Origin of the sequence: Mesorhizobium sp. M1169, assembly GCF_040318345.1 — a bacterium.
GTDB lineage: Bacteria > Pseudomonadota > Alphaproteobacteria > Rhizobiales > Rhizobiaceae > Mesorhizobium.
Window position 1 is genome coordinate 140,895 of the sequence record NZ_JAMYME010000008.1, and the last position, 22,906, is coordinate 163,800.

22 protein-coding genes are annotated in these 22,906 nt (G+C 62.5%); 11 read left to right on the plus strand and 11 right to left on the minus strand.

The window, feature by feature from the left end:
- Positions 1–389 precede the first annotated feature (389 nt).
- The 5 genes from NKH41_RS11265 (at position 390) to NKH41_RS11285 (ending at position 6,822) form a co-directional block, all read left to right on the plus strand.
- Positions 390–1,418: an amino acid ABC transporter substrate-binding protein gene (locus NKH41_RS11265; protein WP_254820740.1), complete on the plus strand. Its 1,029-nt coding sequence runs from the start codon at positions 390–392 to the stop codon at positions 1,416–1,418.
- A gap of 63 nt (positions 1,419–1,481) precedes the next feature.
- Positions 1,482–2,669: an amino acid ABC transporter permease gene (locus NKH41_RS11270; RefSeq protein WP_352472636.1), complete on the plus strand. Its 1,188-nt coding sequence runs from the start codon at positions 1,482–1,484 to the stop codon at positions 2,667–2,669.
- Between the two features lie 4 nt (positions 2,670–2,673).
- Entirely contained in the window at positions 2,674–3,831 is a 1,158-nt protein-coding gene (locus NKH41_RS11275) for an amino acid ABC transporter permease (protein ID WP_352771783.1), read from the plus strand.
- Positions 3,832–3,900: 69 nt separating this feature from the next.
- Entirely contained in the window at positions 3,901–4,650 is a 750-nt protein-coding gene (locus NKH41_RS11280) for an amino acid ABC transporter ATP-binding protein (RefSeq protein ID WP_031212005.1), read from the plus strand.
- A 255-nt stretch (positions 4,651–4,905) separates the two neighbouring features.
- A complete protein-coding gene (locus NKH41_RS11285) occupies positions 4,906–6,822 on the plus strand; it encodes a multicopper oxidase domain-containing protein (RefSeq protein WP_352771785.1) in 1,917 nt (638 codons plus the stop codon).
- A 74-nt stretch (positions 6,823–6,896) separates the two neighbouring features.
- Here NKH41_RS11285 and NKH41_RS11290 read toward each other — a convergent pair whose 3' ends face one another.
- From NKH41_RS11290 to NKH41_RS11300, 3 genes are read right to left on the minus strand one after another with little or no spacing between them, the layout of a single operon-like run.
- Positions 6,897–7,610: a nickel/cobalt transporter gene (locus tag NKH41_RS11290; protein ID WP_352771787.1), complete on the minus strand. Its 714-nt coding sequence runs from the start codon at positions 7,608–7,610 to the stop codon at positions 6,897–6,899.
- A gap of 30 nt (positions 7,611–7,640) precedes the next feature.
- Complete coding sequence (locus tag NKH41_RS11295; RefSeq protein ID WP_502900217.1) at positions 7,641–8,663, minus strand: cation diffusion facilitator family transporter; 1,023 nt, start codon at positions 8,661–8,663, stop codon at positions 7,641–7,643.
- Positions 8,660–8,923, minus strand: a complete 264-nt coding sequence (locus NKH41_RS11300) for a metal-sensing transcriptional repressor (protein WP_023719742.1) — start codon at positions 8,921–8,923, stop codon at positions 8,660–8,662. The genes NKH41_RS11295 and NKH41_RS11300 overlap by 4 nt, the downstream gene beginning before the upstream one ends.
- Before the next feature lie 104 nt (positions 8,924–9,027).
- Between NKH41_RS11300 and NKH41_RS11305 the strand changes: the two genes are divergently transcribed.
- Positions 9,028–9,699, plus strand: a complete 672-nt coding sequence (locus NKH41_RS11305; protein ID WP_352771789.1) for a TIGR02117 family protein — start codon at positions 9,028–9,030, stop codon at positions 9,697–9,699.
- 27 nt (positions 9,700–9,726) lie between these two features.
- Here NKH41_RS11305 and NKH41_RS11310 read toward each other — a convergent pair whose 3' ends face one another.
- Both NKH41_RS11310 and NKH41_RS11315 read right to left on the minus strand, forming a co-directional pair.
- Positions 9,727–10,941: an FAD-dependent monooxygenase gene (locus tag NKH41_RS11310; RefSeq protein ID WP_352771791.1), complete on the minus strand. Its 1,215-nt coding sequence runs from the start codon at positions 10,939–10,941 to the stop codon at positions 9,727–9,729.
- A gap of 19 nt (positions 10,942–10,960) precedes the next feature.
- The gene (locus tag NKH41_RS11315) at positions 10,961–11,206 is read right to left on the minus strand and encodes a zinc-finger domain-containing protein (protein WP_254820632.1); all 246 of its coding nucleotides are present in this window, start codon (positions 11,204–11,206) and stop codon (positions 10,961–10,963) included.
- A gap of 149 nt (positions 11,207–11,355) precedes the next feature.
- Between NKH41_RS11315 and NKH41_RS11320 the strand changes: the two genes are divergently transcribed.
- Genes NKH41_RS11320 through NKH41_RS11330 form a run of 3 tightly spaced genes read left to right on the plus strand, consistent with a single transcriptional unit; the run spans position 11,356 to position 15,764 of the window.
- Positions 11,356–13,557: an RNA degradosome polyphosphate kinase gene (locus NKH41_RS11320; protein WP_352771793.1), complete on the plus strand. Its 2,202-nt coding sequence runs from the start codon at positions 11,356–11,358 to the stop codon at positions 13,555–13,557.
- Positions 13,557–15,089, plus strand: coding sequence for an exopolyphosphatase (gene ppx / locus NKH41_RS11325; protein WP_352771795.1), 1,533 nt, complete (start codon positions 13,557–13,559; stop codon positions 15,087–15,089). The genes NKH41_RS11320 and ppx overlap by 1 nt, the downstream gene beginning before the upstream one ends.
- Before the next feature lie 48 nt (positions 15,090–15,137).
- A complete protein-coding gene (locus NKH41_RS11330) occupies positions 15,138–15,764 on the plus strand; it encodes a hypothetical protein (protein WP_352771175.1) in 627 nt (208 codons plus the stop codon).
- A 17-nt stretch (positions 15,765–15,781) separates the two neighbouring features.
- Here the strand turns inward: NKH41_RS11330 and NKH41_RS11335 are convergent, their stop codons facing one another.
- The 5 genes from NKH41_RS11335 to NKH41_RS11355 all read right to left on the minus strand — a co-directional run bounded on the left by NKH41_RS11335 (position 15,782) and on the right by NKH41_RS11355 (position 20,247).
- Positions 15,782–16,195, minus strand: a complete 414-nt coding sequence (locus NKH41_RS11335) for a DoxX family protein (RefSeq protein ID WP_352771177.1) — start codon at positions 16,193–16,195, stop codon at positions 15,782–15,784.
- Positions 16,196–16,335: 140 nt separating this feature from the next.
- Positions 16,336–16,770: a DoxX family protein gene (locus NKH41_RS11340; RefSeq protein ID WP_352501902.1), complete on the minus strand. Its 435-nt coding sequence runs from the start codon at positions 16,768–16,770 to the stop codon at positions 16,336–16,338.
- A 159-nt stretch (positions 16,771–16,929) separates the two neighbouring features.
- Positions 16,930–18,327: a class II fumarate hydratase gene (fumC, locus tag NKH41_RS11345; RefSeq protein WP_352588580.1), complete on the minus strand. Its 1,398-nt coding sequence runs from the start codon at positions 18,325–18,327 to the stop codon at positions 16,930–16,932.
- A 264-nt stretch (positions 18,328–18,591) separates the two neighbouring features.
- Positions 18,592–19,350, minus strand: coding sequence for an SDR family NAD(P)-dependent oxidoreductase (locus NKH41_RS11350; RefSeq protein ID WP_352780016.1), 759 nt, complete (start codon positions 19,348–19,350; stop codon positions 18,592–18,594).
- A 114-nt stretch (positions 19,351–19,464) separates the two neighbouring features.
- Positions 19,465–20,247, minus strand: a complete 783-nt coding sequence (locus NKH41_RS11355; protein ID WP_352771800.1) for an NIPSNAP family protein — start codon at positions 20,245–20,247, stop codon at positions 19,465–19,467.
- Positions 20,248–20,397: 150 nt separating this feature from the next.
- Between NKH41_RS11355 and NKH41_RS11360 the strand changes: the two genes are divergently transcribed.
- Positions 20,398–20,991: a TetR/AcrR family transcriptional regulator gene (locus NKH41_RS11360; RefSeq protein WP_352684937.1), complete on the plus strand. Its 594-nt coding sequence runs from the start codon at positions 20,398–20,400 to the stop codon at positions 20,989–20,991.
- Between the two features lie 59 nt (positions 20,992–21,050).
- Here the strand turns inward: NKH41_RS11360 and NKH41_RS11365 are convergent, their stop codons facing one another.
- Complete coding sequence (locus NKH41_RS11365; protein ID WP_352771802.1) at positions 21,051–21,644, minus strand: hypothetical protein; 594 nt, start codon at positions 21,642–21,644, stop codon at positions 21,051–21,053.
- A gap of 119 nt (positions 21,645–21,763) precedes the next feature.
- Between NKH41_RS11365 and NKH41_RS11370 the strand changes: the two genes are divergently transcribed.
- Positions 21,764–22,894: a metallophosphoesterase gene (locus NKH41_RS11370; protein WP_352771804.1), complete on the plus strand. Its 1,131-nt coding sequence runs from the start codon at positions 21,764–21,766 to the stop codon at positions 22,892–22,894.
- Positions 22,895–22,906: the final 12 nt, after the last annotated feature.

Sequence of the window (22,906 nt, forward strand, 5' to 3'; positions counted from 1 at the left end):
GGCGGCATTGGCCGCGCAACCGCACCGCACTCGCCAGGCCAAGGTCTTGAATATGCCAATTCAGCAATGCGCCGTAGATCCTCTGGACGGCTGCCAGGTGCGCTTGGCAAGTCACGGTCCGACTTTGCCGGCTTTATTGGCGCGCTGACCAATTTGCGAGCGCGTTTGTCTGCAATTTCAGGCATTTCAGGCGGTTGGTTTTCAAAGTCTTTCGGATTTGGTCATTTCCCTTGACCTCACAGGAATAATCGCCTTCGATGTTGTTCGTGAATGGGAGGCAGCGCGTCGGTTACGATGCGGGATTCCGGTAATGGGCCGGGATACATAGCTGCGTTCACACGGGAAAAAGTCAGGTTCGCCTGGAAAAAACAGAAAAGGGTCTGTGGGTCATGAAACACATTGCAATCGGCGTTTTGGGCGCCGCCGCGTTTGGATTCGCGGCTTCGGCGGCTTCGGCGGCCACGCTCGACGATGTCAAAGCGAAGGGCTTCATCCAATGCGGCGTCTCGACCGGTCTGGCCGGCTTCTCGGCGCCGGACGACAAGGGTGAGTGGCAAGGCATCGACGCGGACTTCTGTCGCGCTGTGGCAGCCGCCGTGTTCGGCGATGGCACCAAGGTGAAGTTTACGCCGCTCAGCGCCAAGGAGCGGTTTACCGCTCTGCAGTCGGGCGAGATCGACATCCTGTCGCGCAATACCACCTGGACCATCAATCGCGACACCGCACTCGGCCTGAACTTCATCGGCACGACTTATTACGACGGCCAGGGCTTCATGATCAACGCCAAGAAGCTACCGGGCGTGAACTCGGCGCTGCAGCTTTCGGGCGCGGCGGTCTGCGTGCAGAGCGGCACCACGACCGAGCTCAACCTTGCCGACTATTTCAAGTCGAACAAGATGGAGTACAATCCTGTCGTCTTCGAAAAGCTGGAAGAGGTTAACGCCGCCTATGACGCCGGCCGCTGCGACGTATACACCACCGACCAGTCGGGCCTCTATGGCATCCGCCTGACGCTCGGTGCGCCGGCCGACCACGTCGTGTTGCCCGAGATCATCTCCAAGGAACCGCTTGGGCCGGCCGTACGCCAGGGCGACGACCAATGGTACCACATCGTCAAGTGGACCTATTTCGCGTTGCTCGACGCCGAGGAACTCGGCATCACCAAGGCCAATGTCGACGAGATGAAGAACTCGGACAGTCCAGAGATCAAGCGCGTGCTCGGCCAGGAAGCCGACACCAAGATCGGCACCGATCTCGGCGTCTCTAACGACTGGGTCGTCAACATCGTCAAGGCCGTCGGCAATTACGGCGAGATGTTCGAGCGTAATGTCGGCTCGGGCAGCCCGCTGAAGATCGCGCGCGGCATCAACGCGCTGTGGACCAAGGGTGGCCTGCAGTACGCTCCGCCGATCCGCTGATCGAAAATGGATCCGGAAGGCAGATCGTCTGCCTTCCGGTCTCTCTTTCCAGGGGACTGTCGAATGGCATCGCAGGAAGTTCTTCGCGAGGAGCCAAGCCGCGGTTCCTTCATCAATGATCCTCGTGTCCGCGGAATATTCTTTCAAGCGCTGGTCCTCGTCCTGCTGGTAGCGGGGGTCTGGTGGGTTACCCACAACGTCATCGTCAATCTGACGCGCTTGCACATCGCTTCCGGCTTTGGCTTCCTCAGGGGCCGCGCCGGCTTCGACATCAGCGAAAGCGCGATCGCATATTCGTCGGATTCGACCTATTTCCGAGCCATCCTGGTTGGCTTCATCAACACCGTGATCGTTGCCGTCGTCGGCATCATCACCGCGACCATTATCGGTTTCATCGTCGGCATCGGCCGGCTTTCGCGCAACTGGCTGATCAGGAAGATCTGCACGGTCTATGTCGAGGTCTTCCGCAACATCCCGCCGCTGCTGGTCATCTTCTTCTGGTATTCCGGCGTGCTCGCCGTGCTGCCGCCGCCGCGCGAGAGCATTAATTTGCCGTTCGGCTCCTTTCTCAACCAGCGCGGCTTCTATTTTCCGCGCGCTGTCTGGGGCGAGGGCTCCTGGCTGATCCTGGTCGCCCTGCTCCTCGCCCTTGCCATGGCCTGGTTCGTCGCCCGCAAGGCGCGGCAGCGGCAGATGGCGACGGGTCAGCCGTTCCCGGTGCTGTGGACATCCATAGCGTTGATCGTCGGCCTGCCGCTGCTGGCCTACGCGCTGAGCGGCTTTCCTCTGACCTTCGAATTCCCGAAACAATCGACTTTCAACCTGGTCGGTGGCTTTCAGGTCAGACCGGAGTTCCTGTCACTCTATCTGGCGTTGTCCTGCTATACGGCCGCCTTCATCGCCGAGATCGTGCGCGCCGGCATCAGGGGCGTCAGCACGGGCCAGACCGAGGCGGCCGCGGCACTCGGGCTGCGCTCGGGATCGATCCTCAGGCTTGTCGTCGTGCCGCAGGCGATGCGCATCGTTATTCCGCCGCTGACCAGCCAGTATCTGAACTTGACCAAGAACTCTTCACTCGCCATCGCCATCGGCTATCCGGACCTGACGGCGACTGCCGGCACTGTCTTGAACCAGACCGGGCAGGCGGTTGAAGGCGTGGTGATCATGATGGCTGTCTATCTCGCGCTCAGCCTGATCACGTCGGCGATCATGAACGTCGTCAATGCCAGGATGGCGCTGGTGGAGAGGTAGGGCCATGCAGGAACACGACATGTCCTGGGTGCGGACTGAGATGGCGCTGGCCCAACCGGCGCCGTCGAGCGAGCGTGGCCTCACCGCCTGGATCCGCAAGAACCTGATTGCCACCACGGGCGACACCATTCTCACCATCGTTGGCATTGCGCTGGTCGCTGTGATCCTGCCCCAAATCATCAATTGGGCCTTCATCAACGCCCAGTGGACTGGACCGGACCGCTCGGTCTGCGCCACCGTGGCGCAAGGCGGCATCCAGCCGGATGGCTGGACCGGTGCTTGCTGGGCATTCGTCAACGCCAAGTTCGGCCAGTTCATGTTCGGCACCTATCCTATCGAGGAGCGTTGGCGGCCGATCGTGGTGGCCATCCTGTTCGTGGCACTGCTGGTGCCGTTGCTCATTCCGCGCATACCGCGCAAGGGGCTGAATGCCATTCTTCTCTTTTTTGTACTGCCGGTCGTCGCCTTCGTTCTGCTGGTCGGCGGCATGTTCGGCCTGCCGCATGTCGAGACTTCGCGTTGGGGTGGACTGCTGGTGACGCTCAGCCTGTCGTTCGTCGGCATTGCCGTGTCGCTGCCGATCGGCATCGTGCTGGCGCTTGGCCGGCGCTCGAACATGCCGATAGTCAAGCTGCTGTGCGTGATCTTCATCGAGACGGTACGCGGCATCCCGCTGATTACGGTGCTGTTCTTTGCCAGCGTGATGCTGCCCCTGTTCCTGCCGGCCGGCGTCAGCTTCGACAAGTTCCTGCGCGCGCTGATCGGCGTGTCGCTGTTTGCCGCCGCCTACATGGCCGAAGTGGTGCGTGGCGGCCTGCAGGCGATCCCCAAAGGCCAGTATGAGGGCGCCGATTCGCTCGGCCTCAGCTACTGGCAGAAGATGGGCCTGGTCGTCATGCCGCAGGCGCTGAAGCTGGTCATTCCCGGCATCGTCAACACCTTCATCGGCATGTTCAAGGACACCAGCCTGGTCATCGTCATCTCCATGTTCGACCTCCTCGGCATCGTCAAGCAGAACTTCTCCGACGCCAATTGGGCGACGCCGCAGACGGCCAGATCCGGCCTGGTGTTCGCGGCGTTCATCTTCTGGCTGTTCTGCTTCGGCATGTCGCGCTATTCAATGTACACGGAACGCCGTCTCGACACCGGCCACAAACGCTAAAAAGGGGACCTTGTCATGGCCATAGAAAACGCCGTCAGCGCGGAAGAGATCAAGGTCAATGCCGCCAAGATGCACATTTCCACCACCGATGTCGCCATCGACATCATCGCCATGCACAAATGGTACGGCGAATTCCATGTGCTGAAGGACATCAATCTAAAGGTGATGCGCGGCGAGCGGATCGTCATCTGCGGCCCGTCGGGCTCCGGCAAATCGACGATGATCCGCTGCATCAACCGGCTGGAGGAACACCAGAAGGGCAAGATCATAGTCGACGGCAAGGAACTGACCAACGATCTGAAGAAGATCGACGAGGTGCGTCGCGAGGTCGGCATGGTGTTCCAGCACTTCAACCTGTTCCCGCATCTGACCATTCTGGAGAATTGCACGCTGGCGCCGATCTGGGTGCGCAAGATGCCGCGGAAACAGGCCGAGGAAATCGCCATGCATTTCCTCAAGCGCGTCAAGATCCCGGAACAGGCCAACAAATATCCCGGCCAGCTTTCCGGCGGCCAGCAACAGCGCGTGGCGATCGCCCGCTCGCTGTGCATGAATCCGCGCATCATGCTGTTCGACGAGCCGACCTCGGCTCTCGATCCGGAAATGATCAAGGAAGTGCTGGAGACGATGGTCGGGCTGGCCGAGGAGGGCATGACCATGCTCTGCGTCACCCACGAAATGGGCTTTGCGCGCAAAGTCGCCAACCGGGTGATCTTCATGGACCAAGGCCAGATCGTCGAGCAGAACACGCCGGCCGAGTTCTTCGACCACCCGCGCCATGAGCGCACGAAGCTGTTCCTGTCGCAGATCCTGCACTGATCTGTACGCCGGTTCGGGACAAGACCGGCGGATCACGCCTCTGTGTCTTGCTGGCTTCGCGCGTATTCGACGAGCGCTGACCGTGCGCTGCGCGATAAAATAGCAAGCGTGCTTCAGGCCGTTCGAGTGGTCACATTGCAACCTGGTAACTAAGGCCGGCACGGATCATAAGCGCGCCGGCTGCGTTCATTGCCATTGGGAGTTGTATAACGAGCCGCGTGGGCGCGTGCGGCGGCAGGTCACGGGTTCATCCTGATGCTCATCCAACCGATCGATTATTTCCTCGTCGTCTGGTTCGCGCTGGCGCTGGCTTCGACGCTTTACGTCGGCTTCGACCAATATCGCAACAATCCCGAGCCGGTGGTGATGAAATGGGGCTTCATCCTGGTCACCCTCTATATGGGTCCGCTCGGCTTGCTGCTCTACGTGCTCGCCGACAAGGAGCCCCGGCCGGGCGAGCATGAACTCTTCACCCGGCCGCTCTGGAAGCAGGGCGTCGGCTCCACCATCCACTGCGTCGCCGGCGATGCCACCGGCATCATTCTTGCCGCCGCCGTCACGGCGGCGCTCGGCCTGCCGATGTGGATCGACCTGATCGTCGAATATCTCGCCGGCTTTGCCTTCGGCCTGTTCATCTTCCAGTCGCTGTTCATGAAATCGATGATGGGCGGCACCTATTGGGAGAACGTCCGCAAGAGCTTCCTGCCCGAGTTTATCTCCATGAACTTCATGATGGCCGGCATGGCGCCGGTCATGAGCTTCCTGATGATGGGCCGCGACATGCGCGCGATGGAACCGACGGAGCTGCTGTTCTGGGGCGTGATGTCGATCGGCGTCATCGCCGGTTTTGCGCTTGCCTATCCGGCCAATGTCTGGCTGGTCGCCCGGGGGCTGAAGCATGGGCTGATGACGCAGCGTGCGCAGGCAGCCGGCATCGATGTCCGGGAGCAGCCTGCCACGAGGCAACATGCGCAGATACAAATGCAGCAGGCCGACGCCAGCGGCCATCGCGGGCAGCACCACGATATGGTTTCCCACAAAGGCAAAGGCGGCGGCCATCACATGGAGACGGATGCCACGACGCCGCAGGTCGCTGCCCTGGGTGCCGTCTCCCTGCTGGCGCTCGCCATCGGCATGGTCGCGCCGGCGAACTGGCTGAACCTGACGCTGTCGGCACGCGACGTCGGCGGGGTGATCATGCCGCAAGGCATGATCATGGATCGCGACACGCCGGCCGATACGATGCGTGACATGGCCGCTACCGATCCACGCCTCGTGGCCGCCTCTTATGGCCTGACGGCAAGGGGCGACCAGGAACTGCCGTTTCGGATGGAGAACGGCATCAAGGTGTTCGAGCTCAGGCCTTCAGTGGTCCGCTGGCAGATCCTGCCGGACGTCGCGGTCGACGCCTATGCCTATAACGGCCAGATTCCCGGTCCGCGAATTCACATTCGCCAGGGCGATCGGGTCAGGATCAACGTCACCAACGGCCTGCCTGAGGAAACGACAGTGCATTGGCATGGCTTGATCTTGCCGAACCAGATGGATGGGCCGGCCGAAATCACGCAGGCGCCGATCGAGCCCGGGCAATCCTATTCATACGAATTCACCGCGACCCAGCACGGAAGCTATTTCTATCATCCCCATGCCAAGCCGGACCGGACCCAGGCGCTTGGCCTCTACGGTGCGCTGATCATCGATCCCGCCAATCCTGCCGACGAGGTCGCGGCCGACCATGATTACGTCATCCAGCTTCAGGAATGGCTGGTGCGGGAAGGGCTGACCTACCCGTCGATGCCGATGGACGGCGGCATGCCGAATTTCTTCACCATCAACGGCAAGGCCTATCCCTCGACCGAGACGATCCCGATGAAGGTCGGCGAGGCGCTCAAGGTGCGGTTCATCGGCACCAACAACGGCTTCATCCATCCGATGCATATCCATGGCGGACCGTTCGAGGTCGTTGCCCGCGACGGCGAGACGGTCCCCGCTTCGGGTCGTTTCCTTGCCGATACGATCAACGTCGGGCCGGGTCAGCGCTACGACGTGATCTGGAAGGCGCAGCGTCCGGGCAAATGGCTGATCCATTGCCACATCCCGCATCACACCACGAACAACAATGTCGAGGAGAAGGGCGGCGGCGGGCTGATGGTCGTGATCGATGTGACATGACCGGCGTCGCCTAGGCTCGTTCCAGCCGGTGCACCGGCCCGGACGCCATGCAGTGGCTGGGGCCAAATTTTCTCTCAAGCTGAGGTGATCTGCCAGACAGCGACGCCGGCAAGGGCGAGACCGGCGCCGCCCTCGATGGCCCGGGAGATGGTTTCGAACAGCCGTGGCTGGCGCGCGAAAAACTGTACAAGCCGTTCCCGAAACACGATCGACAACACGGCGACGCAGGACAGCGTCAGCGCCACGCCGACCATCATGGTGATGGCAAACAGGACGCCCGCTGCCGGAACACCCCTGGACATCGCGAAAGTCATCGCGAAAAGCGTAAGCGGACATGGGATCAGGCCCGCCATGACGCCGACAGCCTCGCCCTCGTGCCTGTGGTGATGGCTGTGGCTCAAAGCGCGCCAGAGCATCCAGATGCCAATGAGGCCGAGCAGCCCGCGACTGATGTGCTCCAGAAGCGGAGCGCGGCCGACGCTGCCCAATGCTATTGAGACCAGTGGCAGCGAGAGAGCCGCAATCAGAACGGCAATCGTCACATGCGTGAACGATAGCGTGATAGATACGAGCAGACCACGCGAGACCTTCGCATCCGAACCGGCAAGATAAGTCGCCAGGACGGCCTTGCTGTGCCCCGGCGTCAGCGCATGGGCAGCCCCGAACAGGACGCCCATCGGCAGGAAGGCCATGAACGCCAGCCAATTGCCTCCGGCCGCAAGCAGCTTGATCTGTTCGCCGAGCGTCAGATAGATCGTGCGCTGAAATTCGACGAGCGTCTGGAACATCGGACGAGACTAGCAGAAAATCGGCGAGCGTCAGTGCATGTGGCCGTGGTCATGCGTGTGCTCATGCGGATGGTCGTTCTCTCCACGTTCCGTTGAAAACCGCACATTCGCCTCAGCCAGGGCGGGCATATGCTGGGATAGTTCGTCCTTCAGCGCTGCGGCGATCTTGTTGGCCGCCGACAGCGGCAGGGTTTCGTCCGCGGCAATTGCGATGTCGGCGTGCAATCTATGACCGATCCAGCGCGCCTTGGCATCGACAATGCGCGCGCCCGGAACATGCTCGGCGGCATGTCGGATTTCGTCTATCACACCGGGTTCGATTCCATCCAGCATGCGGGTCAGCACCGAGCGGGCCGATTGCCAGACGATACCGAAGATCGCAATCGTGATCAGCAGGCCGACGATCGGATCGGCCAAGGAAAAGCCAAACCAGACGCCGATGGCTCCGATGACCACGGCAAGGCTGGTAAGTCCATCTGTGCGGGCGTGGTAGCCGTCGGCAATCAGTGCCGCGCTGTTGATTTCGCGGCCGACGCGGATACGGAACACGGCAACCGCCTCGTTGCCGAGGAAGCCGACAATGCCCGCCGCCGTTAGCCAGCCGAGGTGTGTCACCACTTGTGGATTGATCAGCCTGTCGATGGCTTGGTAGGCGGCGACTACAGCGCTGAACAGGATGATGAGCACGATGATGATGCCGGCCAGATCCTCGACCCGGCCCAAGCCATAGGTGAAGATCCGCGACGGCTTGCGCCGCGCCAGAACGAACGCAATCCAGAGCGGGATCGCCGTGGTCGCGTCGCCGATGTTATGGATCGTGTCGGCCAGCAATGCCACGCTCCCCGACAACGCAACCACGACCATCTGCAATGCCGCGGTGATGGCCAGGATCACGAACGACCATTTGATTGCCCAGATGCCCCGGTCGGTGGTGGCAATTGTCGCGTCGATGACGCCATGGCTGTGACCGTGCGGACCGTGATCGCCGTGATGATGTGCGGCGTGCGAGCCGAACCCGAGCCAGTCCAGAATGCGGGCTACGATGGCATTCATAGATATTTCGCCAGCTGCTTGAGTTCCGCCAGCGAGTTGCCGCCGGTTTCGACGCTGTCGGTCAGGCAATGCTCGATGTGATCGTTGATCAGCTCGCGCTTGGCGCTGCTGATGGCCCTTTCGACGGCATGAAGCTGCTGCGCCAGGTCAACGCAAGGGCGATGCGCCTCGATCATCGCCAGCACCGCCGCAAGGTGGCCTTGCGCGCGCTTCAGGCGCTTTATGATGGAAGGATGCGAGGCGTGGAGGTGATCTGACATGCTTGAGCATATCCTCCCGGGGAGGATACGCGTCAAGCTCTAAGTCAGCTGTGCAACATTCGGAGGGGCTTCACCTTGAGCATTGCTTGTTCTATGCCTTTCCCATGAAGAAGCTTGCCCGTTTTCTTGGCCTGCTGGTCGTTGCAGCAGTCCTTGCGGTGGCGCTGGGCACGCTGCTGCCGCGCCCGCTCTGGCCGGCGGCCGTTGCCGATCCGATCGGCACAAGCCACCGTATCCTGGTGCTGCAAAATCCGATCCACACCGACATCGCCATCCCGGTCGACGACGATGTGCGCCGGCGCTTCCATTTCCTGGTCGATGCCGGCATTCCCGCTGACATGGCGGAAGTCCGCTACATCGTCTTCGGCTGGGGCGGCCGCGCCTTCTATCTCGAGACGCCGACCTGGTCGGAACTGAAGGCAGTGCCGGTGATGAAGGCGCTGACCGTCGATGCCTCGGTGATGCATGTCGACATTTCAGGCGAAATCGCCGAGCCGCATCCCGACCTCGCCGGCTTCGACATCGGCGAGGAGCGGTTTACGGCGCTGCTCGATTACATTGCGGGAAGCTTCCGGCAGGGACCGAACGGGGCCATGCCGATCGAGAATGCGGCGTATTCCCGTTTCGATCGTTTCTTCGAAGGCAATGGCCGTTTCAACGCGCTGGTCGGCTGCAACACCTGGGCGGCGGCGGCACTGCGCATCGCCGGGCTGCGCACCGGCTGGTGGAACCCGCTGCCGGCATCGCTCGGCCTGTCGATGCGGCTTTACAATTGACCGGGCGACTTAGGACCGCCGAACGTCCTACGTCCGCCAGCCGTAGAGCCAGTCGAGATCGGCGGCGAGCTTTTCGGGTGAGCGCATCGCCAGGAACAGGTTGCGGGCCATCGCCACCGGCCCGGTCGCATGCCAGGCGAGGCGGTTGATGGCGCCACGGCGGGCGACCTGGGCGACGCGCGGCCGCCGCGCCTGTTCCCAGGCGACAAGCGCCCCCTCAAGATCGGCTGTGGAGGCCGCAACGAAGCCGGCAAGCGTCGCCGCGTCCTCGATCGCCATCGCCGCGCCCTGTGCGGCAAACGGCGTCATCGCGTGCGCCGCATCGCCGATCAGCGCGATGCCTTGCGGCGTCGTCCACCGCCGCTGCTCGACAATGTGGATCGGCCATGCCGTCCACGGCGCCGCCTCGTTCGCCAGGCGAACCAGCGCCGGCGCGGCACCGCGCATGGCGCTGGCGAGGCTGGCGGGGTCGGCATACCCCGACCAGCCTTCGGCGATGCGCTCGCCCTTGGTGAAGGCAGCGAGGTTGAAGGCAGTGCCACGGCTGACCGGATAGGCGACCATATGGAAGCCTGGATGGAGGAATGCGGTAACGCAATCGGGCGCACCGATCGCCCTGAAGGCTTGTCCGGCAAGGCTGTCCGCGGCCACCGTGGCGCGCCAGGCAAGCTCGCCCGAAAACCGGCTTCTCCGGAAATCGGCTGCGTTGCGGGCAAGCGTTTCTCGCACCGACGACCAGACGCCATCGGCGCCGATCAAAAGACAGCCAGCCTCGACCGTGTCGCCATCAGCCGATGCAGTGACGGTAACACCTTTCGATCCGGCTGCGATGTCGGTCACCCGCGCGCCGGCGATCAGATCGATACCGGGCTGCTCCGAAACTCGCTGCATCAGCGCTGACTGCAGATCCGCGCGGTGGGCAACGAGATAGGGCGCTCCCCAGCGCGTGTCGGCCGCCTGGCCAAGCGGTACGCGCGCCAGCTTGCGCAGCGTGGCGGCATCCTTGAGCACGACCGCCTCCGGGCGCACCGACGTCGGCAGCAGCCGATCGAGTACGCCGAGCTGCCGTAGGATGCGCGTCGCGTTGGGCGAAAGCTGGATACCGGCGCCGGCAGCCTCGAGGTGCTGCGCCTGTTCGAACAGTTTTACGCGATAGCCGCGCTCGGCGAAGGCCAGTGCCGCGGTCAGCCCGGCGACGCCCGCCCCGGCGATGACCACCTGCCGGGACTGCGTTTCCTGCATCAGGCTTGTCGCGGAAGAATCAGGCGGCCTGGTCGATATAGAGGCAGCCCGGCGGCTGCGTTTCCAATGCCTTCAGTTTCGGCGAATAGCGATAGAGCGTCGAGCAATAGGGGCAGACCTTTTCATTGTCGTCGCCCATGTCGAGAAATACATGCGGATGGTCGAAAGGCGGATTGGCGCCGGTGCACATGAATTCCTTGACGCCGATGTCGATTGCCGGATAGCCCGCATCGTTCTGGAAATGGGGAATGGAACCGCCTGCCATCGTCGTCTCCTGATCTTGTCGATTGCATCTGGATCATAACCCGTCTCTTTGCAAGATCGATGAAATGAAACTGTCGCAAAAGCCTGTCAGAGGATAAGTTAAGCCGGTTAAGGCTATGGTCGTCGAACGGTGTGGGAAGAGCGGAAACCATGAACGAACTGAAGCCGGTGCAGAACGAATTCATCACCGTCGAGGCGGCGAGCCGCGAAGGCGGCAATCCCGACCGCTTCGTCAACCGCGAGTTTTCCTGGCTGCAATTCAACCGGCGCGTGCTCGAAGAGTCGCTGAACGCCAACCATCCGCTGCTCGAGCGTGTTCGCTTCCTGTCGATATCGGCCGCCAACCTCGACGAGTTCTTCATGGTCCGCGTCGCCGGTCTTGCCGGCCAGGTGCGCGAAGGCATCGTGCTGAAGAGCCCGGATGGGCGCACTCCCGAGCAGCAGCTCGAACAATTGCTGCGCGAGGTCGAGCGCCTGCAGGAGGACCAGCAGAACAGCCTTTCGGCGCTGATGCTGCTGCTCGACAAACAAGGCATCGAAAGCATCACCCGCGATGCGCTGACCAAGGACGAGAAGACCTGGCTCGAGGACCATTTCCAGGAGCAGGTATTTCCGGTCCTGACGCCGCTGTCGATCGACCCGGCGCATCCGTTTCCGTTCATTCCCAATCTCGGTTTCTCGATGGCGCTGCAATTGCGCCATCGCAAGAACGGCGAGGAAATGAGCGCGCTTCTGCGCCTGCCGGTGGCGCTGAGGCGCTTCATCCGTTTGCCGGATCGCAAGCATCATGTCCGCTTCATTCCACTCGAAGAGGCGGTCAGTCTCTATATCGGCAAGCTGTTCCCCGGCTATGAGGTCAAGGGCTCCGGCACGTTCCGCATCATCCGCGACAGCGATATCGAGGTCGAGGAAGAATCAGAGGATCTGGTGCGGCTGTTCGAGACGGCGCTGAAGCGCCGACGCCGCGGCTCGGTCATCCGCATCGAGTTCGACAAGCTGATGCCGGCCGAATTGCGCGATTTCGTCGCCGGCGAGCTCGGCGTCTCGGCAAGCCGCATCAGCGTGCTCACCGGTCCGCTGGCGCTCAGCCAGATCTCGGAGATCGTCGCCGTCGCCCGCGACGATCTGAAATTCACCCCCTACAATCCGCGCTTTCCCGAGCGCATCCGCGAGCATGGCGGCGATTGTTTTGCGGCGATCCGCGAGAAGGACATCATCGTCCACCATCCTTACGAATCTTTCGACGTGGTGGTGCAGTTCCTGCGCCAGGCAATGGCCGACCCGGAAGTGGTGGCGATCAAGCAGACGCTCTACCGCACCTCCAACGACAGCCCGATCGTACGCGCTCTGGTCGACGCCGCCGAGGCCGGCAAGTCGGTGACGGCGCTGGTCGAGCTCAAGGCGCGCTTCGACGAGGAGGCCAACATCCGCTGGGCCCGCGACCTCGAACGCGCCGGCGTCCAGGTCGTCTTCGGCTTTCTCGAACTGAAGACCCATGCGAAGATGTCGCTGGTGGTGCGGCGCGAGGATGGCAGGCTGCGCAATTACGTGCATCTGGGCACCGGCAACTACCACCCGGTCACGGCACGCATCTACACCGACCTGTCCTTCTTCACCACCGATCCGACGATCGCGCGCGATGTCGCCCAATTGTTCAACTTCATCACCGGCTATGCCGAGCCGGCCGAGCAGATGCGGCTGGCCATCTCGCCGTTTACGCTGCGCGACCGCATCCTCCAGCACATTTCGGATGAGATCAGCCACGCGCTGGAGGGCAGGCCGGCCCGCATCTGGATGAAGATGAACGCCTTGGTCGACCCGATCGTCATCGATGCGCTCTACGATGCCAGCCGCGCCGGCGTCGAGATCGATCTCGTCGTGCGCGGCATCTGCTGCCTGAGACCGCAGGTGCCCGGCCTATCGGAGAACATTAGGGTGAAGTCGATCGTCGGCCGTTTCCTCGAGCACAGCCGCATCTATTGCTTCGGCAACGGCCACGGCCTGCCCTCGGACGGGGCGATCGTCTATATCTCCTCGGCCGATCTGATGCCGCGCAATCTCGACCGCCGCGTCGAGACCATGGTGCCGATCACCAATCCAACTGTGCATGAGCAGGTGCTCGGCCAGATCATGCTCGGCAACATCATGGACAACCAGCAAAGTTTCGACGTATTGGCTGACGGAACCTCCCGGCGCGTTGTGCTGGAGGAGGGCGAGGAACCGTTCAACGCGCAGGAATATTTCATGACCAATCCGAGCCTGTCCGGACGGGGCGATGCGTTGAAGTCGCATGCGCCCAAGCGCATCGCGCAGTTCAAGCGCCGCAAGAAACAGAACGCAGCGACGGGCTGATGATTTCAGCGTCCCAGGGCCGGCTTCAGGACCGCCGACCGCTGTCCATCATCGATATCGGATCGAACTCGATCCGTCTTGTCATCTATGAAGGACTGGCGCGCTCGCCGACCTTGCTGTTCAACGAAAAGATGCTGGCCGGCCTCGGCCGCGGCATCGTTTCGACCGGAAAGCTCGATCCCGAGGCGGTGACGCGCTCGATGGAAGAGTTCCGCCGCTTCCGCGCGCTCTCCGACCAGGCCGGCGCCGAGCGCATATATGTGCTGGCGACCGCCGCCGCTCGCGAGGCCGTCAACGGCCCCGACTTCATCCACCGCGCCGAGGATGTGCTCAAGACCGAGATCCAGGTGCTGAGCGGCCGCGAGGAAGCCCATTATTCGGCGCTCGGCGTCATTTCCGGTTTCCATCCGGCCAACGGCATTGCCGGCGACCTTGGCGGCGGCAGCCTCGAGCTGATCGATATTGACGGTGAGACGATCGGTGACGGCATCACGCTGCCGTTGGGCGGCTTGCGCCTGCAGGACATGGCGAAGAACTCGCTGATCCAGGCGGCAAGGATCACGCGCGAGCAACTGGCGCGGGCGAAATTGCTGAAGGGCGGGCAGGGCAGGGCGTTCTACACGGTCGGCGGCACCTGGCGAAACCTCGCCCGGCTGCACATGGAAATGACCAACTACCCGCTCGGCGTCATGCACCATTACGAGATCGGCATCGAAAGCGCCGCGAACTTCCTCCGGCAGGTTGCCAAGGCCGAGATCGACAAGATCAAAGGCATCGAGGGCATCTCCAAGAACCGCCGCTCGCTGCTGCCCTATGGCGCCATCGTGCTGCAGGAGATCATGGCGGCGATGCAGCCGTCGAAGATCATCGTGTCGGCGCTGGGCGTGCGCGAGGGCTTTCTCTATTCGCTGCTCGACAAGGCCGAGCAGAAAGCCGATCCGCTGATCTCGGCGGCGGAAGAGCTTGCCCGCCTGCGCTCGCGCTCGGTCGACCACGCGCATGAGCTTGTCGAGTGGACCGGCAAGGCCTTCTCTGCCTTCGGCATCGACGAAACCAGGGACGAGGCGCGCTACCGCCACGCCGCCTGCCTGCTCGCCGATATCGGCTGGCGTGCCCATCCCGAATATCGCGGCAAGCAATCGCTGAACATCATCGCCCACGCCTCGTTCATCGGCGTCGACCATCCCGGCCGCGCCTTCCTGGCGCTTGTCAGCCTGTTTCGCCACGAGGGCGTGTTCAATGAAGCCGCGCCGGAAATCCGCGGACTGGCGACGCCGCGCTATCTCGAGCGCGCCCGCGTCTTGGCGGCGTTGCTGCGCGTCGTCTATTTGCTGAGCGCGGCAATGCCCGGCGTCATGCCGCGGCTGAAATGGGAAAACCGCGGCAATGGCGTGCTGGCGCTGGTGCTGCCGGCAGCACTGGCCGATCTTTACGGCGAGCGGCCCGCCGGCCGGCTGGCACAACTGGCAAGGGTCACCAATCGCCGGCTGGTGCTGGCGGTCGAGGGCGGGCCTAGCATGTCTGTCAAATAGACGCCCGCGCTGTCGCGTCGCGACCGTTGAGGAAAGAAGGGAAACGCCGTGAAATCCAGGCAGGTTCTTCAGCTGTTGGTTGCGGCGATCTTCGTCCTCTTCGCGGGCGCCGCCAGTGCCCAGACGCTGTACACCCTGTCCGTCGTGGCCAAGGGGACGTTCGATCTGGATCGACATTATCCCAAAGAGCCGGGCGTCAGAACGCCATTCAATTTTCATAGAATGCTTCGCGCACCCAAAAACAGAGAGAAAATAAACTACTTCGTGTTCAAGCCGAGCGCCGACATATTCAAGCTCATGAAATCCCTCTCGAAGAGCGATTTATTCTCACGCCTCGAGCCGTGTTCGAGAGGGGTCGATCGAACTCTTTCCGACAAGGCTCAGACCATCGGCGGGTCGATCAAGCCCATCGTGGGTCGGTCCGATCTGTTACCATACGTGAAGAGACAAGAACTGATTCAATCAGATGGTTATGTGTACGTCGCCATTGACAGCAATCTTCGAAATTACGTCAAGGACCCAAACGATTTTGGATCCGAGTGGGTGGCAATGGCGGTAAAGAAGAAACAGCTCTGTCTGTATGTGGGAGTGGGGGAGATGGGGTTCCGCGGTTTTGCGTCGGTGCCCGTCAATATAAGTCGCCTCGCAAATTTCGTCTTCCTAGACACCAAGTAGACAGGTGCGGGTGGCGCTCAGGCGCGGGCTCCAAGCATTCTGCCGTCGGCCGACCATGCACCCGCGCCAGCCATCGCCAGCGCCAGAAAACCGCCTGATATCGCGATGTCCTTCATCAGCATCTGCGAATGCATGAAGGTCAGCGTCGGATCGCCGCCGCCCTGGCCATAGTGGCCGATGAACGCTGTCGCGACGCAAAAGGCGGCGAGCAGCAGCGCCACGATCGGCGTCTTGAAGCCGACGAGGATGAGCAGCCCGGCGATCAGTTCGAACAGCCCGGTGCCCCAGGCAGCCAGCGTCGGCAGCGGCAGGCCAAGGCCGGCGAAATAGCCGGTCGTGCCGGCAATGTCGGTCAGCGCGTGGAAGCCGGACGGCACGAACAGTGCGGCGAACAGCAGTCGGGAAAGCAAAAGCAGCGCATTGCGGGGCATGGTAACCTCCGTTGTCGGCCGGGTGGCCAAGAGCCCGATCCTAGCAGAATTCCGGTCAGCGGACCGACAGGCACAAACGACAACGAAAAAGGGGCGCGGAAAATTCCGCGCCCCTTTTGTTCAGGAAATGCTGGACTGCTTCAGCCGCGCTTGGCGTCGATCGAATACGCGCCTGGGCCCGAGGAGGCGAGCACGAGGAAGCCGCCGGCAATGCCGAGGTTCTTCATGAAATTGATCATCTGCATCTGATCGGCCCAGCCGGTGTGGGCGACCAGCGCGGTGGCGACGGTGAAAATCGCCATTACCCAGCCGACGATCCGGGTCTGGAAGCCGACGAGGATGGCCAGGCCGCCAAGCAGTTCGATAAGGCCGACGACAATGGCGGTCACCATCGGCAGCGGCAGGCCAAGGCTGCCGAAATAGCCGGCGGTGCCGGCAATCGCCGTCAGCTTGCCGAAACCCGAAAGCAGGAAGATGACCGAAAGCAGGATGCGGCCGAGCAGGATCGTGCCCGAGGCGCCGGCGGCGGTGCCGGAACCGGCAAACGAAGTATTGGCGGACGTGTTGGTGGACATGCGTAACTCTCCAGAAGGATTTGGCCAAACGGCTTGGGATACCCGTCTAGTTAGCGCAGGCCGACTGTTCACCAAAGATGCCAGATTGGTTACGGATTGTTCACCAAGGTAACGTTTTCGCGATCAACATGGGTGTTGAGATCCAGGCATATCAACGCCCTAGCCTGGATGCGTCATGTCCTCCGGCCGCACCAGCCGCTCATAATCGGCTTCGCTGACCAGCCCGGTGGCCAGCGCTTCCTGGCGCAGCGTGGTGCCGTTCTTGTGCGCCGCCTTGGCGATCTTGGCGGCGTTGTCGTAGCCGATCGTCGGCGCAAGCGCCGTCACCAGCATCAGCGAACGGTCGAGTGCTGCCTTGATGTTGTCTTCGCGGGCCTCGATGCCGACGACGCAATTGTCGGTGAACGACACGGAAGCGTCGGCCAGCAGCTGTACCGATTGCAGGAAACAATAGGCCATCAGCGGATTGTATACGTTGAGCTCGAAATGGCCCTGACTGCCGGCGAAGCTGATCGCCGCATTGTTGCCGAACACCTGCACGCAAACCTGCGTCATCGCCTCGCATTGGGTCGGATTGACCTTGCCTGGCATGATCGAGGAGCCCGGTTCGTTTTCCGGCAGCGACAATTCGCCGAGGCCCGAACGCGGGCCGGAGCCGAGCAGGCGGATGTCGTTGGCGATCTTGAACAGCGCCGCCGCGCAGGCATTGATGGCGCCGTGCGAGAAGACCATGGAATCATGGGCGGCCAGCGCCTCGAACTTGTTCGGCGCGGTGACGAAATCGATGCCGGTGATCGCGGCGATGCGCGCCGCCACCTTTTCGGCAAAACCGACCGGCGCATTGAGGCCGGTGCCGACCGCGGTGCCGCCCTGCGCCAGCTCCTGCAGGCCGGGCAGGGTCATTTCGATGCGCTTGACCGACGAGGCGACCTGCGCCGCGTAGCCGGAGAATTCCTGGCCAAGCGTCAGCGGCGTCGCGTCCTGGGTGTGGGTGCGGCCGATCTTGACGATGTGGGCGAAAGCCCTGGTCTTGGCCTCGAGTGCCGTATGCAAATGTCTTAGCGCCGGTAGCAGGTCGTGAGTGATGCGCTCGGCGCAGGCGATGTGCATGGCCGTCGGATAGGTGTCGTTCGACGACTGGCTCATGTTGACGTGGTCGTTGGGATGCACCGGCTTCTTCGATCCCATGACGCCGCCCAAAAGCTCGATCGCCCGGTTGGAAATCACCTCATTGGCGTTCATGTTGGACTGGGTGCCTGAGCCTGTCTGCCAGACGACCAGCGGGAAATGCTCGTTCAGCTTGCCGTCGATGACCTCCTGCGAGGCCTCGATGATGGCCTTGCCGATCGCCGGATCGAGCCGCTTCAGCTCCATATTGGCCTCCGCTGCCGCCCGCTTGACGATGCCCAGCGCCCGCACGATCGACGCCGGCTGTTTCTCCCAGCCGATCTTGAAATTGGCAAGCGAACGCTGCGCCTGCGCGCCCCAATAGCGGTCGGCGGCGACCTCGATGGGACCGAACGTGTCGGTTTCGGTTCTGGTCTCTGGCGCGCTCACGAAGTCTCTCCGGTTTGCAATTTGCAAACGGCGTATCGCGTTGCACAAATGCCTTCAAGCGGAGATTGCGGGTGACGGGAATGCAAATCGGTTGAAGGTGCTGGCAATCTCCCCACTTGAGGGGGAGATGTCGCCGAAGGCGACAGAAGGGGGCGGTCAGGTCTTGACGCAACTCCCATAGCGGACGGAACAGGCTGGTGTTCCACGCGAGACGACCCCTCTGGCCTGCCGGCCATCTCCCCCTCGAGGGGGGAGATCGCAACCTTACCCCGCCGTGTATCCTCCATCCACGGCGAAGATTCCGCCGCTGGTCCATGCCGCTTCGTCGCTGGCGAGATAGACCGCGATGCCGGCAAGGTCGCTGGTCCGGCCGATGCGGCCGAGCGGATAGCTGCGCTCGACATAGGCCTTGAGCTCGGCTTGCGCGGCCTCAGGCAGGTTTTCGATCGACCTGCGCCGCATCGCTGTGTCGACCGTGCCGGGCGCGATCGCGTTGACCCTTATGCCGCGCGGCCCGAGCTCGAAGGCGAGCGACTTGGTCAGCGAATTGAGCGCGCCCTTCGACAGCGAATAGAGGCTGGACGGCCGCTTCGGGATCATCTTGTGCGCGAAATAGGACGAGATGTTGATCACCGAAGCCGCACCCGGCGCGAGATGCGGCAACAGCCGTTGGGTGAGAAAGAATACCGCCGTGACGTTGAGCGCGAATGACTGCTGGAACTGGTCCTCGCTGACGGTCTCGAACGGCACAAGGAACGCTACGCCGGCATTGTTGACGAGGATATCGACAGGTGGGCCGCGCCTGGCATGCTCGACCACGGCATCGATGCCGGCAACGGCCGACAAATCGGCCGACAGCGTGTCGACATTATCCCCGAGCTGCTTGCGGGCGGCGTTGAGTTTTTTGTCGTCGCGGCCGACGATCAGCACGTCCGCGCCTTCGCGCAAGAAAGCCTCGGCGATTGCCAGCCCGATCCCGTCCGAGCCGCCGGTGACCAGTGCCCGTTTGCCGCCTAGTCTCATCCAACACTCCCGCGCATTGCCGTCTTCCGCCGGCGGCATGAACCCCAGAGCAGCGCTGCCTGCACTCCGGGTCAAGTCGCCTGCCTATCCCAGCGTATGAAACTTCGCCTCGTCTCACCGCCCAAGCAGCGATTGTGAGGTTGGCGATAGCACCAAAGTCTCAGTCGGCTTGGCCATACGTGACTGGACGCTCTGCTCGAACACTTGCCACTCCGGGGATGCGGCCAAGGCTGCCTCGCGGCGGGCATGTGCATCGGCGCTGGCGAAACCGGTGATGCTGATGAAGACGTTTTCGCCGGCCCGCACCGGCAGCCGCGGAAAGCTGTTCTCGGCATGTTCGGTAACGAAGGCGGCGAGCGGCGACGCGCCAAATGCGGCGAGCACCGGAAGGGCCGCGGTATGGAAGTCGTTGGCGAAACGGGCTTCCAGGCCCGGTTGCAAATGATGAATCCTGATGACAACAATTGCCTGCAAATCGCTGCTTGCGCTCGGTTTTTCGAGATCCGCCTGGGGTAATCGTTGCAATCCCGAGAGGTCTAGGCCGGCGCTTGGCCAAGCCGGCTTCAGCAGCAGCACGTCGTCAGAATCAATCATCGTGGCGTTGGCGGCGTCGCGCCAGGCGGCCCAGACCGGCCCGTCATAGAAGGCGGTCAGAGCGTTTTTCCGCGCTTCCATACCGCCGAAGCCGCGCAGCCAGACGAACATATCCGGCCGGTCGAGATCGCGGAACTGGCCGATGATGGTCATCCCCGCGGTTTCCTGGCCCTCGATCAGGTGATTGTCGAAGATGCCGATCAGCGTCTCGCGCCTGCCAGGCTTCAGCGTGTATTGCCTGAGTTCGACAACGGGCGAGGCGAGCATTTCGGATTTAGATTCGACGTTCAAAGGCAGGTTCATTGCGCGATCTCCAAAACAGGACAGTCATCCTGTTTTACAAAACAGACCGGTTGTCCTGTTTTGTCAATCTGCTATCGTGTGAAGATGTCAGCAGAGATATCCGCTCGCCCAAGTTCGCGTGCTCAAAAACGCACCAACGACCCCGAAGGCATGCGCAAAAAGGTGCTCGATGTCGCCGAGGAGGCGTTTCAGGCACGCGGCTATCATGCGTCCAGCATGGGCGACCTGATGGCGACGGCGGGCGTCACCGGCGGCGCGCTGCACCACCATTTCGCGACCAAGAAGGCGCTGGCGCTCGCAGTGATCGAGGAGCGGGTCGCCGCCGCGGTCGAAGAGACATGGATCGCGCCGGTGCGGATGGCTCCCTCAGCGCGCGAGGGCGTGCGCTCCGTGTTCGCGGCCGTCGCGGCGGAGCTGGAGCGGCAGGGTTTCGTGCGCGGCTGCCCGCTCAACAACCTGGCGCATGAACTGTCGCTTGCCGATCCGGATTTCCGCATTGCCCTTGCCAGCATTTTTTCGGCCTGGCGTCAGGCGATCGTCGACAAGATCAGGGCCGACCAGCAGGCGGGCCGGGAGCAGGGCATCGATCCGCAGCGCTTCGCGGCGCTGGCTGTCGCCACCTATTCCGGCGCGATGTCGATGGCCAAGACCGCGCAGGACGCAAGCGTGTTGCGCGATTGCCTGATGGCATTGGAACAGGGAGTCACGAGGCGACGTCGCAGGATACTGCACAGAGCGCTTTAACGCTGGCAGGACAAAGGCCGCAGTCGCTGATATCGCGACCGAGGCGGGAGGCCGAGCTCTTAATTCGGCAGCGGCTTGATCAGCTCGTAGCCTACCACGCTTTCGGCGCTAGTGCCCTCGTCATAGCGCCTGGCCACAACTGCCTGCAGGTCGGGTGCGTAAAGCGCGGTGAACTCGTCCCGCGTCTCGCCGGCCTCGCTCCTGATCGTCTGCTTGACCGCGAGTACGGAGTATTTGCAATCACCCAGGCTGAACGTCTCCTTGCCCTTGACGTTGATCTCCAGCGTTTCGGTGCCCTTCGGCGGCTTGTTCGGTGCGAGACGGGCAAATACGATCTTGCTCTTGGCACCCGCCTTCAGCGGGAACACCTTCCTGAGATCGGAAAACGGGATCATCGCCAGCTGCCCCGTGCTGCTGTCGCGAACAACTTCGATCAGCCCGCCGAACAGGTACTGCGACTGCGGCGATTGCGACTGGTATTTGTTGGCAACCGCCACCATTCCGCCCGCCGCCGGACGAAATTCGCTGTGGATGCCGGGCCTTTCGAGAATGAAGCCGGCCTTGGCCGATTTGGCGTCGATGCACCCGGCGCCATGCGCTGCGCTCGTCACCGCCAGAATCGCCATTGTCATGCCGATGGATGTAGCTTTCACGGCGTCCTCCTCTGCCCGCGCAAGTTGAATGCCGAAAGCAATGCCAGACCTGAGAGAACGTGTCGACACACTTTGCGAGCAACTGGACTGCCGGTCCGCGTCGTGCTGAATTTTAGCGCATGATGCATCGTATTTCCGCCCGGCCGGTTTCCCGGCGCAGGTTCCTGATGAAGGCAGCGGCCGTTGCCGCGGCCGGCGCTGTTTCGCGCCCGGCCTTCGGCCAGACCGGCCAGCGTATCCCGCCGATCGACGCCACCTTCTTGTTTATCGCTGATGTCCATGCCTGCCGCACGGCGAACGGATTGAGCCCGCATTGCGAGCAGGAGGGCAAGACCGACGCTGCCTTGCTGCGCAACGTCGCCGCACTCAACGGCGTCGGCGACAGGCAATGGCCGGCTGAAATCGATGGCGTTGCCACCGCCCTGCGCTCGACGGGCAAAATCGGCACGCCGCTCGGCCTCGTCGTTGGCGGCGACATCACCGATGATGGCGGCGGCCAGATCACCCAGCCCAGCGAGGGCACGCAACTGCTTCAGTTCAGCCAGCGCTACCAGCAAGGCGTCGGCCCCGACCGCGTGCACATGCCGGTCTATGTCGGCCTCGGCAACCACGACCTCGACCAGAACGGCCCGCGCTCGCATGTCGACTGGTACCGCCGCGAAATGCGCGACTACGTCGAGGTCAACCACCGCCCCGGCGTGTTCTTCAAGCCGCCTGCGCCGGCGACCGACTACGATGTCGCGACCGATTGCTATTCATGGGATTGGGGCGGCCTGCATCTTGTACAGACGCACCGTTTCGCCGGCGATACCGGCCACGGCGCCGTCAGCAGCCTGCCATGGCTGAAGCAGGACCTGGCGACTTATGCCGGCGACGGCCGCCCGGTCATCCTGTTCCAGCATTATGGCTGGGATACTTTTTCGATCGAAAGATGGGACGCCGCCGAGAAAACCTTCGACGACGGCGGCAAGGGTCCGCCCCACTGGTGGAGCGAAGCCGACAGGCAGGCGCTGCTGGCTGTGCTGAAGGGTTACAACGTCGTCGGCATCTTCCATGGCCACCAGCACGCGACGCCGATGATCTACCACCGTGACGGGGTCGACTTGTTCAAGCCGAAGGCCGCCTTCATGGGCGGCTTTGCGTTGGCGCGGGTGACGGGAAACAGCATGGATGTGGTGCTGGGCGACGCCGCCGGAGATCATGGCGAGGTCACCTTCACCAATGCATACAGCAAAAGCCTGACTTTCTGACGGGCAGGAGAG